Consider the following 16,675-nt stretch of genomic DNA (forward strand, 5'->3'; position numbering starts at 1 on the left):
TCAGGATTCTTCAGCGTGTTCGGTTAAGGCTGACAAACCTCTACACCGCGGGCTGCCGGGGCCGGGTGTTTTTCCCTGTCTTGATTGGCTTTCTTGGAGCCCCCGCAGGCCTTTTGGTTCGATCCGCTTGCCGGGGTGCACTCTAATGGCATCGCCCAAAGGCTTGAGGGAAGGTTAGCGACAGGATGTTGCGGAATTAAGTAAGCGTGGTGTCCACGGAAAAAAGAACCCGAGCCAGCGCGGAAAACGTGGATTATGCTCAGGCCTTTCATTTTGTGACTGGATGCTACACATGACCGATCTGTCCGCGTTCCCGATTACCCAGAAATGGCCGGCGCAGTACCCTGACTGGATTCAGCTCTATTCGTTGCCGACCCCCAACGGCGTCAAGGTCTCGATCATGCTTGAAGAGATCGGTCTGCCCTACGAGCCGCACCGCGTGGGCTTCGACACCAACGATCAGATGTCCCCGCAATTCCTGTCGCTGAACCCGAACAACAAGATCCCGGCGATCCTCGATCCCCATGGCCCGGATGACAAACCGCTGCCGTTGTTCGAGTCCGGCGCGATCCTGATTTACCTCGCCGACAAAAGCGGCCAGTTGCTGGCCCAGGAAGGCGCGCTGCGTTACGAAACCATTCAGTGGCTGATGTTCCAGATGGGCGGCATCGGCCCGATGTTCGGCCAGCTAGGTTTCTTCAACAAATTCGCCGGCAAGGACTACGAAGACAAGCGTCCCCGCGACCGCTACGTCGACGAAAGCAAACGTCTGCTAAGCGTCCTCAATACCCGCCTCGAAGGGCGCGACTGGATCATGGGCGAGCGCTACACCATCGCCGACATCGCCACGTTCCCGTGGGTGCGCAACCTGATCGGGTTCTACGAGGCGGGCGATCTGGTCGGCATCAAGGACTTCCCGAACGTCACCCGGGTGCTGGAGCGCTTTCTGGCGCGGCCGGCGGTGGTGCGTGGTCTGACGATTCCTCAATAAGGACGGTGCATGGATTCGTTCCATTTCAAGCAAGTCGATGTTTTCAGCCACACTGCTCTGAAGGGCAATCCGCTGGCGGTAGTCTTTGATGCCGGTAACCTGAGCGATGAGCGCATGGCGGCCTTTGCCAACTGGACCAACCTGAGTGAAACCACCTTCATTCTTGAACCACAGGACCCTCGCGCCGACTATCGCGTGAGGATCTTCACGACACTGAGCGAACTGCCATTTGCCGGGCATCCGACCTTGGGCACCTGCCACGCCTGGCTGGAAGCGGGCGGCGTGCCCAAGGGAGCGGAGATCGTTCAGGAGTGCGGCGTGGGGCTGGTAAGAATAAGGCGCGACGGATCGGAACTCGCTTTCCTCGCGCCGCCGCTCCTGAGGTCCGGGCCGGTTGAGACCGACGTCATGGAGCGGGTGCAGCGCGGTCTGGGAATCACCCGTGACGAGATTGTCCGCGCGCAATGGGTGGACAACGGCGCGGGGTGGCTCGCGGTGATGATCAAGGATCGGCAGCAGGTGCTGAACTTGCAACCGGATCATTCGCAGATGCAGGGCCTGGCGGTGGGCATCATCGCGGCGTGGGATTCCGAGCGCGACGGTGACGCAGCCCAATTTGAGGTGCGTGCGTTTATTTCCGGTGATGGCATGCCCGAGGATCCGGCCACCGGCAGCCTGAATGCCGGGATTGCCCAATGGTTATTGGCGGAGGGGCTGGCGCCCGATTCCTATACCGTCAGCCAGGGCTTGAGCATGGGCCGGGCGGGACAGCTGCGGATAAACCGGCTCGGGGACGAGATCTGGATCGGCGGCTCCGTGGTCACGTGCATTGAGGGGCAATTGCGGCTTTGAAAGCCAGATTCGCCGGCGCAAAGGCCGGCGATTGTTGCGCCCCCGGTAATGCACTCTTGATTGATCCAAGTTTGTACCTTATCCCCCGCAAGGCATAAGCTTCGCCCCCTACGACTTTCGTCTCATCCGCTGTTTTCAGGAAAGGCCCCATGTCCAGTCAGTTCCCCGAAGCACGTCCACGCCGTCTGCGTCGCAATGCGAGCCTGCGCAGCCTGTTCCAGGAAACCGAGTTTTCCCTCAACGATCTGGTGCTGCCGATCTTCGTCGAAGAAGAGATCGACGACTTCGTGCCGATCAAGAGCATGCCCGGCGTGATGCGCATTCCGGAACGCAAACTGGCCAGCGAGATCGAGCGTTATGCCCGGGCCGGGATCAAGTCGGTGATGACCTTCGGCGTGTCCCATCACCTGGACGCCAACGGCAGCGACACCTGGCGCGAAAACGGGCTGGTGTCGCGCATGTCGAGGATCGCCAAGGACGCGGTGCCGGAAATGATCGTGATGTCCGACACCTGCTTCTGCGAATACACCGATCACGGCCATTGCGGCGTGATGCACAACCATGAGGTCGACAACGACCAGACCCTGATCAACCTCGGCAAGCAAGCTGTGGCTGCGGCCCGTGCCGGTGCCGATGTGATCGCGCCGTCGGCCGCGATGGACGGCCAGGTGCGGGCGATTCGCCGGGCGCTGGACGATGCCGGCTTCACGCAGATTCCGATCATGGCCTACTCGACCAAATTCGCCTCGGCGCTTTACGGCCCGTTCCGCGAGGCCGGTGGCAGCGCACTGAAGGGCGACCGCAAAAGCTATCAGATGAACCCGATGAACCGCCGCGAAGCCCTGCGCGAATCGTTGCTCGACGAGCAGGAAGGCGCCGATGCGCTGATGGTCAAACCGGCCGGCGCGTACCTCGACATCATCCGCGACATCCGCGAAGTCTCGACCCTGCCGCTGGCGGCGTATCAGGTCAGCGGCGAGTACGCGATGATCAAGTTCGGCGCCCAGGCCGGGGCCATCGACGAAGATCGCGTAGTGCGCGAAAGCCTCGGTGCGATCAAACGCGCGGGTGCGGATCTGATCTTCACCTACTTTGCGATGGATCTGGCCCTGGCCGGGATCTGATCCTTCAGGGGCAATTGAAAAACGGACGGATCCCGTGATCTCGCAAATACCGCTCGATCACCTTCGGATCCGCGCTGTTGTCGGCAATCGCCACATAGGTATCCGGGCGCAACAGGTAAAAGCCATTGCGCCCCAGTCCCGCCGTTTCAAATGCCGGACGCCAGTCGAACACGTTCAGCGGCAGGTGATGTTCATTGCACCAGGCGATCATCTCGTCGCTGGTGTCGCCGTAGACATGCACCTGCCAGCATGGATTGCGCAGCGGTTCGTAATTATCCCCTTCGCCATCATGGGCCCACGGCAAGCGATCACCGCCGTGGACATGCCCGGCCACGCCTTCACTCAACGCCATGCCCCGATAGTTGACGGTGATTTGCGACACCGTGCGAAACAGGAATTCGCGGCTGGTCTCGAATGAGGCCATTTTCGGGATCACGAACGGTGCCAGCCTTGTGCGCAACAGGTCGGCCATTCGCCCTTCGGCGGTGACGAAGCTGAAGACCTTGTCGGTGGTCGACACCAGCCGCCGGGCGAAGGCGATGCGCTCGGTTTCGTAGCTGTCGAGCAGCTTTGGCGTGGCTGCGCCGCCGAGCACCGCCGCGAGTTTCCACGCCAGATTGATCGCATCGCCGATGCCGGTGTTCATGCCTTGACCGCCGGCGGGGCTGTGCACGTGGGCCGCGTCGCCAAGCAGAAACGCCCGGCCCTTGCGAAAGTGATCCGCCACCCGATGATGCACGCGGTAAGTGGAGAACCAGTTGACGTCCTCGATGTGCACGTTCAAATGCTCGATGGCGCGGCTGCTGACATCGGAAAACTCCAGGGTTTCGGCGCGATCCGCACGTTCGTCGCGCACCGTGCCGATCAGTCGCGCGCGACCTTCGCCGGCCAGCGGGAACACCGCGAGAAAGTCCGCTTCGTCCAGATCCAGATGCAACTCGCCGTTGAGCGCCGGGCCGCTGGCCCGCACATCGGCGACGTAGAAAATCTGCTGATAAGTGCCACCGGGAAAACCGGTGTCGAGGGTTTTGCGCACGACTGAACGGGCGCCGTCACACCCGGCGAGATAGCAGGCCTGACAGATTTCCTGCTCGCCATCCGGCAGGCGCAAATGCGCGGTGAGGCCGTCGCCGTTTTCCGTGAAACTCTCCAGCGTCGTATTGCGCTCGACGGTCACATCGTAGTCTTCGAGGCGGTCGATCAACAGTCGCTCGTGTTCGTCCTGCGGGTAGATTTCCAGGAAGGCGTAAGGCGTCAGGCCTTCGCCGATGCGATTGAGCGGCAGCTGCGCCACGGGCTTGCCCTTGACCCAGAAATTCGCCGCCGCCACCCGGTGTCCGTTGCGCACGATCGCGTCGGCCAGATCCAGTTGTCGGTACAGCTCAAGGGTGCGCGCCTGCACCGCCAGCGCCCGAGAAGTGGTGCCCGGCGCGGAGCTCTTGTCGATGATGCGCACGCGCACGCCCAGTTTGCTCAGCCACAGGGCCAGTACCAATCCGGTGGGGCCTGCGCCGATGATCAGAACGTCACTGCGGTTCATGGTCTGTCCTCCTCGCGTGCCCTTTGCCACTGAGTGTGCAGCAGCAAGTATGGATCAGCGGGCGGGCACGGCCAGTCGGCCTGCCAGACGGGGCGATGGAACAGCGTCGCCGGCCCGTAGTCCTATCCTGCAACCCGGGATTGGGCGTAGGGTAAACCCGGCTCAACGGACTTCATGGAGCGTTATGCAAAGCCCTCGATTATTTCTCAGCCTCGCCGCGCTGCTGATGCTGGCCGGTTGCGCCGGGCAGCGCAGCCAGGAGCCGGCCCCGCGCGCGCCGGCCGAGGTCAAGGCGCAGATCGTGCGCCTGCTGCCGGCGAAAACCGCCGACCGCCAGGGCTGGGCCACGGACATCTACACCGCGTTCGCCGCCCAGGGCATCAGCCCGACCACGCAAAACCTGTGTTCGGTGCTGGCCGTCGCCGAGCAGGAATCCAACTTTCAAGTCGACCCACCGGTACCCGGCCTGGGCAAGATCGCCCGCGACGAGATCGACCGCCGAGCCGCCAAAGTGCACATCCCGAGCCTGTTGGTCAGCGGCGCCTTGCAGGTGCGCTCGCCCAACGGCAAGAGCTATAGCGAACGCCTGAGCGCAGCACGTACCGAGAAAGACCTGAGCGCCATTTTCGATGACTTCATCGGCATGGTGCCGATGGGGCGCACGCTGTTTGGCGGTTTCAACCCGGTGCACACCGCCGGGCCGATGCAGGTCAGCATCGAGTTCGCCGAGCAGCACGCCAAGGGGTATCCGTATCCGGTGAACGGCACCATTCGCCACGAAGTGTTCACCCGCCGAGGCGGCATGTATTTCGGCATCGCCCATTTGTTGGGTTATCCGGTGAGTTATCGCGAACCGCTGTACCGTTTTGCCGACTTCAATGCAGGGTGGTACGCCAGTCGCAATGCGGCGTTTCAGAATGCAGTCAGTCGCGTCTCGGGCGTTCCGCTGGCGCTGGATGGTGACCTGATCCGCTACGACTCGATCATGCCGGGCACCACCGAACTGGCGGTGCGCAAACTCGGTAAGTCATTGGGTATGCGTAATCCGGTGATCCGCGAGCAACTGGAAAAGGGCAACACCTTGGGATTCGAGGAGACCAAACTGTATCAACGGGTCTTCGAACTGGCGGATAAGGCAGAAGGCAAATCATTGCCACGGGCGGTGTTGCCTGGGATCGTTCTGCAGAGCCCTAAGATCACCCGCAAACTGACCACCGCGTGGTTCGCCAAGCGGGTCGACGAGCGCTATCGACGTTGCATGGCCAAGGACTGACGAGGAAAAAAGGCGTAAAAAAACCCGGCTGACGGGAGCCGGGTTTTCTCTGGGTTACTGCGGTGGAGCCATTCATTCAGGCAACGCGGCGTTCGATCAGACGATCCGAGCCACCTTCAGCGACGCGACGTTCTTGCAGACGATCCGAACCACCTTCGGCAACACGGCGTTCCAGCAGGCGATCCGAACCACCTTCGGCAAAGCGACGTTCTTGCAGGCGATCCGAACCACCTTCGGCAACGCGACGTTCTTGCAGACGATCCGAACCACCTTCAGCGACGCGACGTTCTTGCAGGCGATCCGAGCCACCTTCGGCAACACGGCGTTCCAGCAGGCGATCCGAACCACCTTCAGCGACGCGCTGTTCGATCAACCGATCCGAACCGCCTTCAGCGATCATGGTGTGGGCAGGTTTGGCGGCAAAAGCGTTGAAGGCCAGAACCGAAAGGGCAATGCTGAGGATGACTTGGCGTTTCATGATTTTGTGCTCCGGGGTGTTATTGGTTGGTATGGAGCCGATGTTACGCCCGGGATTTTTTATGAGAACTTCATTGACGTGATGGTGAACATCGACGCCGATGATGGTTCTCAAAGCACAGCCATTCGCTCGGCACTCTGTACCTGTACCAAACCCGAAGCCTTGAGCAACGCTTGCGTATAAGCGTGCTGCGGCGCTGCAAAAATCTCTCGCGATGATCCCTGTTCCACCACTTTTCCATCCTTGATCACCATCAAGTCGTGCGCCAGCGCATGCACCACCGCCAGGTCATGGCTGATGAACAGGTACGTCAAGCCGTGACGGATCTGCAATTGCCGCAACAATTCCACCACCTGTTTCTGCACCGTGCGATCCAGCGCCGAGGTCGGTTCGTCGAGCAGTATCAGCGCCGGTTCCAGCACCAGTGCCCGGGCGATGGAAATGCGCTGGCGCTGGCCGCCGGAGAATTCGTGGGGATAGCGATGGCGGCTCCGTGGGTCGAGGCCGACTTCCTCCAGCACGCGGATCACCGCCGCCTCACGTTCCTCGGCCGTGCCGATACCGTGGGTCAGCAGGCCTTCGGCGATGATCTGCTGCACCGACATCCGTGGGCTGAGGCTGCCGAACGGGTCCTGGAACACCACCTGGATCTGCCGGCGCAACGGGCGCATCAAACGCTGATTGAGCAGGCTCAATTGCTTGTTGCCGAACCGAATATCGCCCTCGGATTCCACCAGCCGCAGAATCGCCTGGCCCAGCGTCGACTTGCCCGAGCCGGACTCGCCGACTATGCCCAGGGTCTTGCCCCGTTGCAGACGAAAACTCACGCCGTCTACCGCCTTGATGTATTCCTGGGTGCGGCTGAACAGCGCCTTGGGCAGCGGGAACCAGACTTTCAGATCGTCCACCTCCAGCAGGTTGTGATCGTAGCAGCTTGGCACCGGCGCGCCGGATGGTTCGGCCTCGATCAGCAGGCGGCTGTAAGGATGCTGCGGGGTGCGGAACAGCGTTTCGCAATCGGCCTGTTCGACGATTTCCCCGTGGCGCATCACGCACACCCGTTGGGCGATGCGCCGCACCAGATTGAGGTCATGACTGATCAGCAGCAGCGACATGCCGAGGCGTTGCTGCAACTCGATCAGCAGCTCGAGAATCTTCTGCTGCACGGTCACGTCCAGCGCCGTGGTCGGCTCATCGGCGATCAGCAATTCGGGTTCGTTGGCCAGCGCCATGGCGATCATCACTCGTTGTCGCTGGCCGCCGGAGAGCTGGTGCGGATAGGCCTTCAACCGTTGCAACGGTTGGCGAATGCCCACCAGTTCCAGCAGCTCCAGCGTGCGCTGGCGCGCGGCGCGACCTTTGAGCCCCTTGTGGATCTCCAGCACTTCGCTGATCTGCTTCTCCACCGTGTGCAACGGGTTCAGCGAGGTCATCGGCTCCTGGAAAATCATCGCGATGCGGTTGCCGCGCAAGCCGCGCAGCTGTTGTTCGCTGGCGTGCAGCAAGTCCACGCCGTTGTAGCGGATGCTGCCCGTGCTGCTGACGGTCTTGGTTGGCAGCAAACGCAGGATCGAGTGCGCCGTCACCGACTTGCCCGAGCCGGATTCGCCGACCAGTGCCAGGCACTCGCCACGGCGGATGTCGAGGTTCACGCCGTGCACCACTTCATGCCCGGCGAAGGCGACGCGCAGGTCGCGAATTTCAATCAGGTTGTCGGTCATTTCAGCTCCGGGGATCAGGATCGCGGATCGAATGCGTCACGGCAGGCTTCGCCGATAAACACCAGCAAGGACAGAATCAGCGCCAGGGCAAAAAACGCCGTCAGCCCCAGCCACGGCGCTTGCAGATTGCGCTTGGCCTGGCCGATCAGTTCACCCAGCGACGCGGTGCCGGCGGGCATGCCGAAGCCGAGAAAGTCCAGCGCGGTGAGGGTGGCGATGGCGCCGGTCAGAATGAACGGCAGGTAGGTGAGGGTGGAGGTCATGGCGTTGGGCAGAATGTGCCGGCGCATCAGCTCGCTGTCCGTCAGGCCCAGGGCCCGTGCGGCCTTGACGTATTCCAGGCTGCGCCCGCGCAGGAACTCGGCGCGCACCACGTCCACCAGTGCCAGCCAGGAAAACAGCGCCATGATCCCCAGCAGCCACCAGAAACTCGGCGAGACGAACCCCGACAAAATAATCAGCAGGTACAGCACCGGCAGCCCCGACCAGATCTCCAGCACCCGCTGCCCGAGCAAGTCGACCCAGCCGCCGTAATAACCCTGCAACGCCCCGGCCACGATGCCGACCAGCGCACTGACGGCGGTGAGGATCAGCGCAAACAGAATCGAAATCCGCGTGCCGAAAATCACCCGCGCCAACACGTCCCGCGCCTGATCGTCGGTGCCCAGCCAGTTGCTGGAGGATGGCGGGCTCGGCGCCGGTTCCGTAAGGTCGTAATTGACTGTGTCGTAGCTGAACGGGATCGGCGGGAACAGCATCCAGCCGCCCTGATCCTCGATCAGTTGGTGCACGTAATTGCTGGCGTAATCCGGCTGGAACGGCAATTCGCCGCCGAAATCGGTTTCCTGATAATCGCTGAGGATCGGGAAGTAAAAAGCGTCGTGGTAGCGGATCACCAGCGGTTTGTCGTTGGCGATCAGTTCGCCGCCGAGGCAGATCAGGCACAGTCCGACGAACAGCCACAGCGACCAGCGCCCGCGACGGTTGGCCTTGAATTGCGCGATGCGCCGCCGGCCCATAGGGGAAAGTGTGAACATCAGGCAGTCCTCGCCGAGAAGTCGATGCGCGGGTCAAGCAGGGTGTAGCAGAGGTCGCCGATCAGCTTGATCAACAGGCCGAACAGGGTGAACAGGAACAGCGTGCCGAACACCACCGGGTAGTCCCGTGACACCGCCGCTTCGTAGCTCATGCGCCCGAGGCCATCGAGGTTGAAGATGGTTTCGATCAGCAGGGAACCGGCGAAAAACACCTCGATCAATGCCGACGGCACACCAGCCACCACCAGCAGCATCGCGTTGCGAAACACATGGCCGTAGAGCACACGTCTTTCGGTCAGGCCCTTGGCGCGTGCGGTAATCACGTACTGACGGCTGATCTCGTTGAGGAAGCTGTTTTTGGTCAGGATCGTCAACGTCGCAAAACCGCCGATCACCAGCGCCGTCACCGGTAACACCAGATGCCACAGGTAGTCGCCGACCTTGCCCCACAGGCTCAGGCTGTCGAAGTGGTCCGAGACCAGCCCCTGTACCGGAAACCAGTTGACGTAACTGCCACCGGCGAACACCACGATCAACAGAATCGCGAACAGAAACGCCGGCATCGCGTAACCGACGATGATTGCCGTGCTGCTCCAGACATCGAACGCGCTGCCGTTTTTGATCGCCTTGCGGATCCCCAACGGGATCGAAATCAGGTAGGTGATCAAGGTCGCCCACAGGCCAAGGGACAGCGACACCGGCAGTTTCTGCACGATCAGATCGGTCACCTTCGCACCGCGAAAGAAGCTGCTGCCCAAGTCCAGTTGCGCGTAGTTCTTGAGCATCAGCCACAGGCGTTCGTGCATCGGTCGGTCGAAACCGTAGTGGTGCTTGATCTCTTCGATCAGCGCCGGGTCCAGGCCTCGGCTGCTGCGCCCGGCACCGCCGATCGCGGTCACTTCGCTGGCGCCGCCCATGCTGTGCCCGCCGAAGCCTTGCAGGCGAGCGATGGCCTGCTCCACCGGACCGCCGGGCGCCGCCTGCACGATGACGAAGTTGACCACCAGAATGCACAGCAGCGTCGGGATGATCAGCAACAGACGTCGACTCAGATAACGCCACATGTCACTGGCCCCCCGCGAGTTGGTGCAGGGCACTCATCTGCTGGTTGGTCAGCGGCTTGGCCGAGACCTCCCACCAGGTGTCGAGGCCTTCGCTGTAAATCGGTTGCACCGACGGCCTGCCGAAGCGGTTCTGATACACCGTCGGCGTGCCTTTGGAGTAGTAGTTGGGAATCATGTAGTCACCCCATTGCAGCACCCGGTCGAGGGCGCGGGCGTAACGCACCATGGCGTCGCGGGTATTGGCCTGGACGAGGCCGTCGATCAGCCGGTCTACCGCCGGGTCCGCCAGTACCATCGAATTGGAGCTGCCGACTTGTGTGGCGCTCTGCGAGGCATACAGGCTGTACAACTCGCGGCCCGGCGAGACGATCGGATCGCCGCTGCGGGGGAAACTGGTGACGATCATGTCGTAGTCCCGGGCGTTGAGCCGGTTGATGTATTGCGCCGAATCGATGCGCCGCAGATTCAGGGTGATGCCGATCTGCGCCAGGGTGCGTTTGTAGGGCAGCAGCATGCGGTCGAAGCCGCCCTGGCCGTCGAGGAAGGTGAATTCGAATGGCTCTCCGGCGGCGTTTACCAGGCGGTTGTTTTTCGGCGTCCATCCGGCCTCCGCCAGCAGTTTCAGCGCCTGCAACTGCTTGTCGCGGATGTAGCCGCTGCCATCGGTTTTCGGCGCCTGATAGACCCGGTTGAAAACTTCGTCCGGGATCTGTCCGCGCAGCGGCTCGAGGATCGCCAGTTCTCCGGCGTCGGGCAGGGCGGTGGCGGCCATTTCACTCTTCGGCCAGTAGCTGTTCTGGCGCACGTAGAAGCCGCGCATCATCTGCTTGTTGGTCCACTCGAAATCCCACAGCAGGCTCAGCGCCTGACGCACGCGGCGATCCTTGAACAGCGGGTTCTGCAGGTTGAACACAAACCCCTGGGCGCTGGTCGGTTTGTCCGGGGCGAGAATCGCCTGTTGCAGGCGACCGTCGCGCAGGGCCGGGCTGTCGTAACCGACCACGTAGCCGGATGAAGAAAACTCGCGGTTGTAGTCGAACGCCCCGGCCTGCAGCAGTTGTCGGGCGACGTCGGTGTCGCCATAGAAGTTCACGGTCAGGCTGTCGAAGTTGTACATCCCGCGACTGACCGGCAAGTCCTTGCCCCACCAATCCGGATCGCGCTGGAAACCGATGCTGCGCCCCGCATCGACCTTGCTCACCCGGTACGGGCCGCTGCCCAGTGGTGGTTCGAAGCCGCCGCCGTTGGCGAAATCACGGGTTTTCCACCAGTGCTCGGGCACTGGCCGCAGCGATGCCAGATCCAGCGCCAGAGTGCGGTTGAGGTTGTTCTTGAAGGTGAAGCGAATCTGTCGCGGGCCTTCGATCAGCACGTCCTGCACATCGGCGTATTGCTGGCGATAACTCAGGCTGCCCTTGGTCATCAACAGCTCGAAGGTGTAGCGCACGTCCTCGGCGGTGATCGGTGTGCCGTCGGCGAAACGTGCCTCGGGATTGAGGTTGAAACGCACCCAAAGACCGTCGGTATCGCGCTCCATGGTTTGCGCCACCAGACCATAGACGGTGTAGGGCTCGTCCAACGAGCGGAACGCCAGCGGCGAATACACCCAGTCGTTGACCTGCACCACGGAAATGCCCTGATCGGCATACGGGGTGATGTAGTTGTACTGACCGATTTCCATTGAGGCGCGGCTGAGCGAGCCTCCCTTCGGGGCGTCGGGATTGACGAAATCGAAGTGCTGGAAACCCGCGGGGTATTTTGGCGCCTCGCCATACACTGTCATCGCGTAGCTGCCGCCGGCCAGCGCGGATGCCGCGTTGCACAGCAGCGCACTGCCGAGCAGCAGGCCGGCCATGTTGCGCATGATTGTCATGAAGTCGTTCCTCTGAGCCGGAAAAACCCGAAGCGGCGGGTGGCCGCTGCGGGATGCGAATTCGCAAGGGGAAGGGGCCGGCCGGAGTCTTGCGCGGCCCCGACCGGGACTCAGAAGTGGTACGTCATGCGCGCAAACAGCGTGCGGCCCAGCGGATCGGTGTAGCGCGGGTCATAGCCGCTCTGGAAGTTGTAGGCCTGGTTGGTGAACGGCGGGTCGCGGTCGAACAGGTTCTTCACTCCCGCATCCACGTCCAGCACCTTGTCGAAGGTGTAGCCGGCCGACAGGTCCCACACCGAGTACGACGCGACCCGTGCGTTGGTCTCGCGGTCGTAGTCGTTGTAGCCGGTGGTGAAGCGGTTGGTCAGTGCCGCGCGGGCCGCGCCGAAGGTCCAGGAACCGGTCAGGTTGTGTTTCCAGCGGGCAATCACACCATCGCCCTTGAAGTCGCCGACCTTGTCGGTGAACGGGCCCTTGATTGTGCTCTGAAAGTCGTACTCGTCGACATAAGTGCCTTGCAGGCCCAGACCGAACTGACCGTACGGCGTGTTCGGGAAGCGATAGTCCAGCGACACGTCAACGCCGTTGGTTTCGACGATGCCCAGGTTGGCGTTACCGGTGACGATGTAATTGAGCGTGCCGTCGGCGTTGCGCACGAAGCGGTCGGGGTAGCTGCCGGCCTGATCGAACACGGTGGACTCCGGGAACGGCTGGATCTGGTTGGAGATGTGAATCCACCAGAAGTCCAGGCCCACGGACAGATTGTTGACCGGCTGATAAACGAAGCCCAAGGTCACGTTGCGTGCTTTCTCCGGTGCCAGGTCTTCGTTGCCGCCGATCTGGTTGAGGAACTGCTGACCGCAATCGCGCCCGCCGTTGCCGCCCGGTTGCACCACGCCGCCGGTACACAGCACCGGGTCGTTGTAGTAGCCCTGGGTGTAGGTGATGCTGCGCGGTGAATACAGCTCATACAGCGACGGTGCGCGGAAGCCTTCGCTGTAGGCACCGCGCACCACCAGTTCCTTGAGTGGCTGATAGCGGAACGAATATTTCGGGTTGGTGGTGCTGCCGAAATCGCTGTATTTGTCGTGACGCACGGCGGCGGACAGTTCCAGGCTGTCGAGCACCGGCACGTTGATTTCCGCGTAGGCGGCTTTCACGCTGCGGTCGCCCTCGACGCTGCCGGCCGGGTCGATGCCCAGGCTCTGGATATCACCGGCGAACGACTCGAAGTCCTGATGGAATTTCTCTTTGCGGTATTCGCCGCCCAGTGCCAGACCGGCCGGGCCGGCGCCGAACCAGTCGCCGATCTCGCGGCTGATCCGCCCGTCGAAACCGGCGACCCGACCGACTGCCGTGGAATAGGCACCGTGGTACATGGCTTGGTCGATGTACTGCTGACCGGCACTGGTCTGCGGGCCGAACGGGTTGAGCAGGCCGCTGGCCAGACCACTGATCATCGCCTGATCGCTGACGTAGCCGCTGGTGACGCTGGAGACGATCTTGTTCTGGTTGTACGAGGCGCCGACGTTGTAGTCCCAGCCGCCGACCAGACCGTCGAAGCTCAGCAAAAAGCGCTGGCTGGTGTTCTGGTCTTTCGATTCGCGGGGGCCGGCGGCGGTTTCGCGCCAGTTCACGTCCACCGGTTGCGTCGGGTCGAGGGCGAAACCGGTGGGCGCCGGGGTGATGCCGTTGCCGGGGTAGTAGGGCGAGGACGAATCCAGGCTCAGGCCGGTCAATGGCGCAGGTCCCACGGCGGTGGCGTTGTTATTGCGCGACCAGAAGTATTCGAGGTTGACGTTGTGATCGTCGGCCAGTTTGGCGGTGGTCTTGCCGAAGAACGAAGTCTTCTCTGTCTGCGGCACCAGGTCGATGTATTCGCGGGTGCTGAAGCGGCAGAGGCCGTCACGGGCCACCAGGTTGGGGCCGTTACAATTGCTGTTGGCCAGTGGATTGGTGGCGTTGCCATTCTGGCTGTAGTTGCCGGGGAACGCGGTGCCTGAGGTCTGGTCCAGGCCACGGCCGGGCACGTAGTCGCGGGCGAAGGAGCGGTCGTTGGCGTCGAGGTTCTGCTGCTTGTTGTAGTTGAACACGCCGAGCACGTTGAAGCGGTCCTGCTCCAGGTCGCCGTAGCCCCAACTGGCGCTCATGTCCTTGGTCGCACCGCCGCCGCTGTGGGTCGGGGTTTCACCGCCGAGGGTGAGCTGGCCGTCGGTCATGGATTTTTTGGTGATGAAATTGATCACGCCGCCGATGGCATCGGTGCCGTACAGGGCCGAGGCGCCGTCGCGCAGTACTTCCACGCGCTCGATCGCGGCAAACGGGATCATGTTCAGATCCACCGCGCCGCCGGCCGAGTTGGTGCCCGACAGCGCGTTGTTGGCCAGCCGGCGACCGTTGAGCAGCACCAGCGTCTTGTTCGCGCCGATGCCGCGCATGTCGGCGAACGAGGCGCCGCCGGTGGCCGCGCCGACCGAGCCTGCGCTGTTGTTGATCGACTGGCTGCCGGTGATGCGCTGCACCAGTTCGGCGGTGGTGGTCACGCCCTGTTTACGCAGCTCATCGGCCTTGAGCACGGTGATCGGCACCGCCGTTTCCGCGTCGACCCGACGGATCGCCGAACCGGTCACCTCGACCCGTTGCAGTTGCGTGGTCGGTGCGACCACCGCAGCGGCGGCCGGGACGTTGTTGTCGTCCTCGGCCGCCTGAACCCCGGCGCCCATCCCCATGGCCACCAGGTACAACGGAACGAAACGGTGGCGGGAAATCGTCGCCACCAAGGGTTTGAGCGTGAAGCGTGGAGTGTTCATCAGCATGGTTGTTTCCGACTTTGTTAGACGTTTATCGAAATGGCCTTGTGAGCCCTCTTTGCGCGGAGCACGGTGGTGCCGCGCCGCGAAAACCACTTTCTTCAAGCAAGCCGATCCCCTCCGAAGACGCGTTGCGTTTTTTCGGTCGGCCGATTGCGACGGGATTCAGCCAACGGTGCCGGGCGCGTCCCTCACTGCGCGCCCGGCACCGCCGTCAGCGGGTGGTCATCACCGATATCTTGGTGATGCCCGAGCGCTCGATGGACGCCATGGCTTTGGCGACCTGGCCGTAATTCACGGCGGAGTCGGCCTGCAGCTGCACGCGTACTTCGGCGTCCTTGGCCTTGACCTCCTTGAGGCTGGCCTCCAGTGATTCCGGCGCCAGCTCGGTTTTGGCCAGGAAGAACTTGCCGTCCTGATCCACGCTGACCACCACCGGATCTTTCTTTTCGGCGGGAGCGACGGCGTCGGTTTTCGGCAGGTTGACCTTGATCGCGTTGGTCATCAGCGGCGCGGTGACGATGAACACCACCAGCAGCACGAGCATCACGTCCACCAGCGGCGTGACGTTCATTTCGCTGAGCACTTCATCGCTGTCTTGAGTGGAAAAGGACATCAGCTGGCCTCCCGCACGGCGGCCGTGGATTTGGCGATAGCCTGGCGGCTGATGGAAAACGCGCTGCGCGAGGCGAGGGCATCGAAGTCGTGGGCGAAGTCATCCATGTCAGCCGAGGCCAGCTTCAGGCGCCGCAGGAAGAAGTTGTAAATCAGCACCGCCGGCACCGCGACGGCAATCCCCACACCGGTGGCGATCAGCGCGTGGCCGATGGGCCCGGCCACGGTTTCCAGGCTGGCCGAACCGCTGGCGCCGATGCTTTGCAGGGCTTCCATGATTCCCCACACGGTACCGAACAGGCCAATGAACGGCGCGGTGCTGCCGATACTTGCGAGAATCGCCTGGCCGTTTTCCAGCGAGCGGCGTTCCTTCTGGATCTGTTGGCGCAGATTGCGTTCCAGTCGGTCGGAACGGTTGATGGTGTGCGCCAGTTGCTGGGTGGTGCGCGGGGATTCTTCCACCAGCAGGGCTTCGAAACCGCTGCTGGCGATTCGCGCGAGCGAGCCCGGATATTGGCTGGCGTGTTCGGCGGCGGTGAGCAAATCCGGCGCGCCCCAGAAGGCTTTGCTGAACTGCCGGTTCTGGGTTTTCTGGCGCAGGTATTGCGCCGACTTGACCAGCAGGATCGCCCAGCTGACCACGGAAAACAGCACCAGCCCCCAGAGCACGCCGGGGACAATCATCGAAGACAAAGAATCGTTCATGGCTACACCTCGCTTGCGTTAATCGGTTGTGAGTTCGGTTGTGAGTTCGGTTGTCGCGCCGTCATTGCGGCAATTTGAAATCGATGGTCTGGGTGGCGAAGCCGTCGATCGGTGTGTCGCCGCGCTTGGCCGGAATGAACTTCCAGGCCTTCACCGCCGCGACCGCTGCGTCATCCAGTTGCGGCTTGCCGCTGGACTTGGTCACCGTCACCGAGCCCGCGCGACCGTTGGCCAGCACCTGAATCCGCAGCACCACGCTGCCTTCCCAGTTGCGCCGCAGGGCCAGCGACGGGTATTCCGGCGGCGGGTTGCCGAGGCTGGCGAGGCCGGAAATCGCCGCCGTCTCTTTCACCGGACCCGGTGCCGCCGCAGGTGCCGGTGGCGCGCTCTGAGTGGCCGGGGTGGCAGGTGCAGTCGGTTGCGCAGGGGCGGGCGGCGCTTTCGGCGGCTCGACCTTTTTCACCGGTTTGGGTTTCTCGACCGGTTTCGGTTTTTCGATCGGCTTGGGTTTCTCCACCGGTTTGGGCGGCGGCTTGACCGCGTCCTCGTCTTCCACCGGTTGTTCCGGCTCGGGCGGGGGCGGTGGTGGGGG

General features: G+C 62.6%; 14 protein-coding genes. 4 read left to right on the top strand and 10 right to left on the bottom strand.

What is annotated here, in order from left to right:
- The first annotated feature begins 292 nt into the window (after positions 1-292).
- The 3 genes from CAF87_RS25230 to hemB all read left to right on the top strand — a co-directional run bounded on the left by CAF87_RS25230 (position 293) and on the right by hemB (position 2,967).
- On the top strand, positions 293-991 hold the full coding sequence (locus CAF87_RS25230; protein ID WP_085733573.1) for a glutathione binding-like protein: 699 nt from the start codon (positions 293-295) through the stop codon (positions 989-991).
- 9 nt (positions 992-1,000) lie between these two features.
- Positions 1,001-1,843, top strand: a complete 843-nt coding sequence (locus CAF87_RS25235) for a PhzF family phenazine biosynthesis protein (RefSeq protein ID WP_085733574.1) — start codon at positions 1,001-1,003, stop codon at positions 1,841-1,843.
- A gap of 149 nt (positions 1,844-1,992) precedes the next feature.
- Entirely contained in the window at positions 1,993-2,967 is a 975-nt protein-coding gene (hemB, locus tag CAF87_RS25240) for a porphobilinogen synthase (RefSeq protein ID WP_085733575.1), read from the top strand.
- 4 nt (positions 2,968-2,971) lie between these two features.
- Here the strand turns inward: hemB and CAF87_RS25245 are convergent, their stop codons facing one another.
- On the bottom strand, positions 2,972-4,507 hold the full coding sequence (locus tag CAF87_RS25245) for an FAD-dependent oxidoreductase (RefSeq protein WP_085733576.1): 1,536 nt from the start codon (positions 4,505-4,507) through the stop codon (positions 2,972-2,974).
- 184 nt (positions 4,508-4,691) lie between these two features.
- Here CAF87_RS25245 and CAF87_RS25250 point away from each other — a divergent pair, with 184 nt between their 5' ends.
- Positions 4,692-5,780: a DUF1615 domain-containing protein gene (locus CAF87_RS25250; RefSeq protein WP_085733577.1), complete on the top strand. Its 1,089-nt coding sequence runs from the start codon at positions 4,692-4,694 to the stop codon at positions 5,778-5,780.
- A gap of 76 nt (positions 5,781-5,856) precedes the next feature.
- On the opposite strand, the gene CAF87_RS25255 is transcribed toward CAF87_RS25250, so the two are convergent.
- From CAF87_RS25255 to CAF87_RS25295, 9 genes are all read right to left on the bottom strand, one after another.
- Positions 5,857-6,258, bottom strand: a complete 402-nt coding sequence (locus tag CAF87_RS25255) for a hypothetical protein (protein ID WP_085733578.1) — start codon at positions 6,256-6,258, stop codon at positions 5,857-5,859.
- A gap of 110 nt (positions 6,259-6,368) precedes the next feature.
- Positions 6,369-7,979: an ABC transporter ATP-binding protein gene (locus tag CAF87_RS25260; protein ID WP_085733579.1), complete on the bottom strand. Its 1,611-nt coding sequence runs from the start codon at positions 7,977-7,979 to the stop codon at positions 6,369-6,371.
- Between the two features lie 14 nt (positions 7,980-7,993).
- Complete coding sequence (locus CAF87_RS25265) at positions 7,994-9,016, bottom strand: ABC transporter permease (RefSeq protein ID WP_085733580.1); 1,023 nt, start codon at positions 9,014-9,016, stop codon at positions 7,994-7,996.
- On the bottom strand, positions 9,016-10,080 hold the full coding sequence (locus CAF87_RS25270) for a microcin C ABC transporter permease YejB (protein WP_085733581.1): 1,065 nt from the start codon (positions 10,078-10,080) through the stop codon (positions 9,016-9,018). The genes CAF87_RS25265 and CAF87_RS25270 overlap by 1 nt, the downstream gene beginning before the upstream one ends.
- Before the next feature lies 1 nt (position 10,081).
- The gene (locus CAF87_RS25275) at positions 10,082-11,953 is read right to left on the bottom strand and encodes an extracellular solute-binding protein (protein WP_085733582.1); all 1,872 of its coding nucleotides are present in this window, start codon (positions 11,951-11,953) and stop codon (positions 10,082-10,084) included.
- A 110-nt stretch (positions 11,954-12,063) separates the two neighbouring features.
- Positions 12,064-14,769, bottom strand: coding sequence for a TonB-dependent receptor (locus CAF87_RS25280; RefSeq protein ID WP_085733583.1), 2,706 nt, complete (start codon positions 14,767-14,769; stop codon positions 12,064-12,066).
- A gap of 208 nt (positions 14,770-14,977) precedes the next feature.
- The gene (locus tag CAF87_RS25285) at positions 14,978-15,379 is read right to left on the bottom strand and encodes a biopolymer transporter ExbD (RefSeq protein WP_007959059.1); all 402 of its coding nucleotides are present in this window, start codon (positions 15,377-15,379) and stop codon (positions 14,978-14,980) included.
- Positions 15,379-16,083, bottom strand: coding sequence for a MotA/TolQ/ExbB proton channel family protein (locus CAF87_RS25290; RefSeq protein ID WP_007959058.1), 705 nt, complete (start codon positions 16,081-16,083; stop codon positions 15,379-15,381). Before CAF87_RS25290 ends, CAF87_RS25285 begins: the two co-directional genes overlap by 1 nt.
- Positions 16,084-16,144: 61 nt before the next feature.
- The coding region (locus tag CAF87_RS25295) for an energy transducer TonB (protein WP_139832874.1) at positions 16,145-16,675 on the bottom strand (531 nt) is incomplete at its 5' end.

This window comes from Pseudomonas sp. R38(2017), assembly GCF_002112395.1.
Classification (GTDB): domain Bacteria; phylum Pseudomonadota; class Gammaproteobacteria; order Pseudomonadales; family Pseudomonadaceae; genus Aquipseudomonas.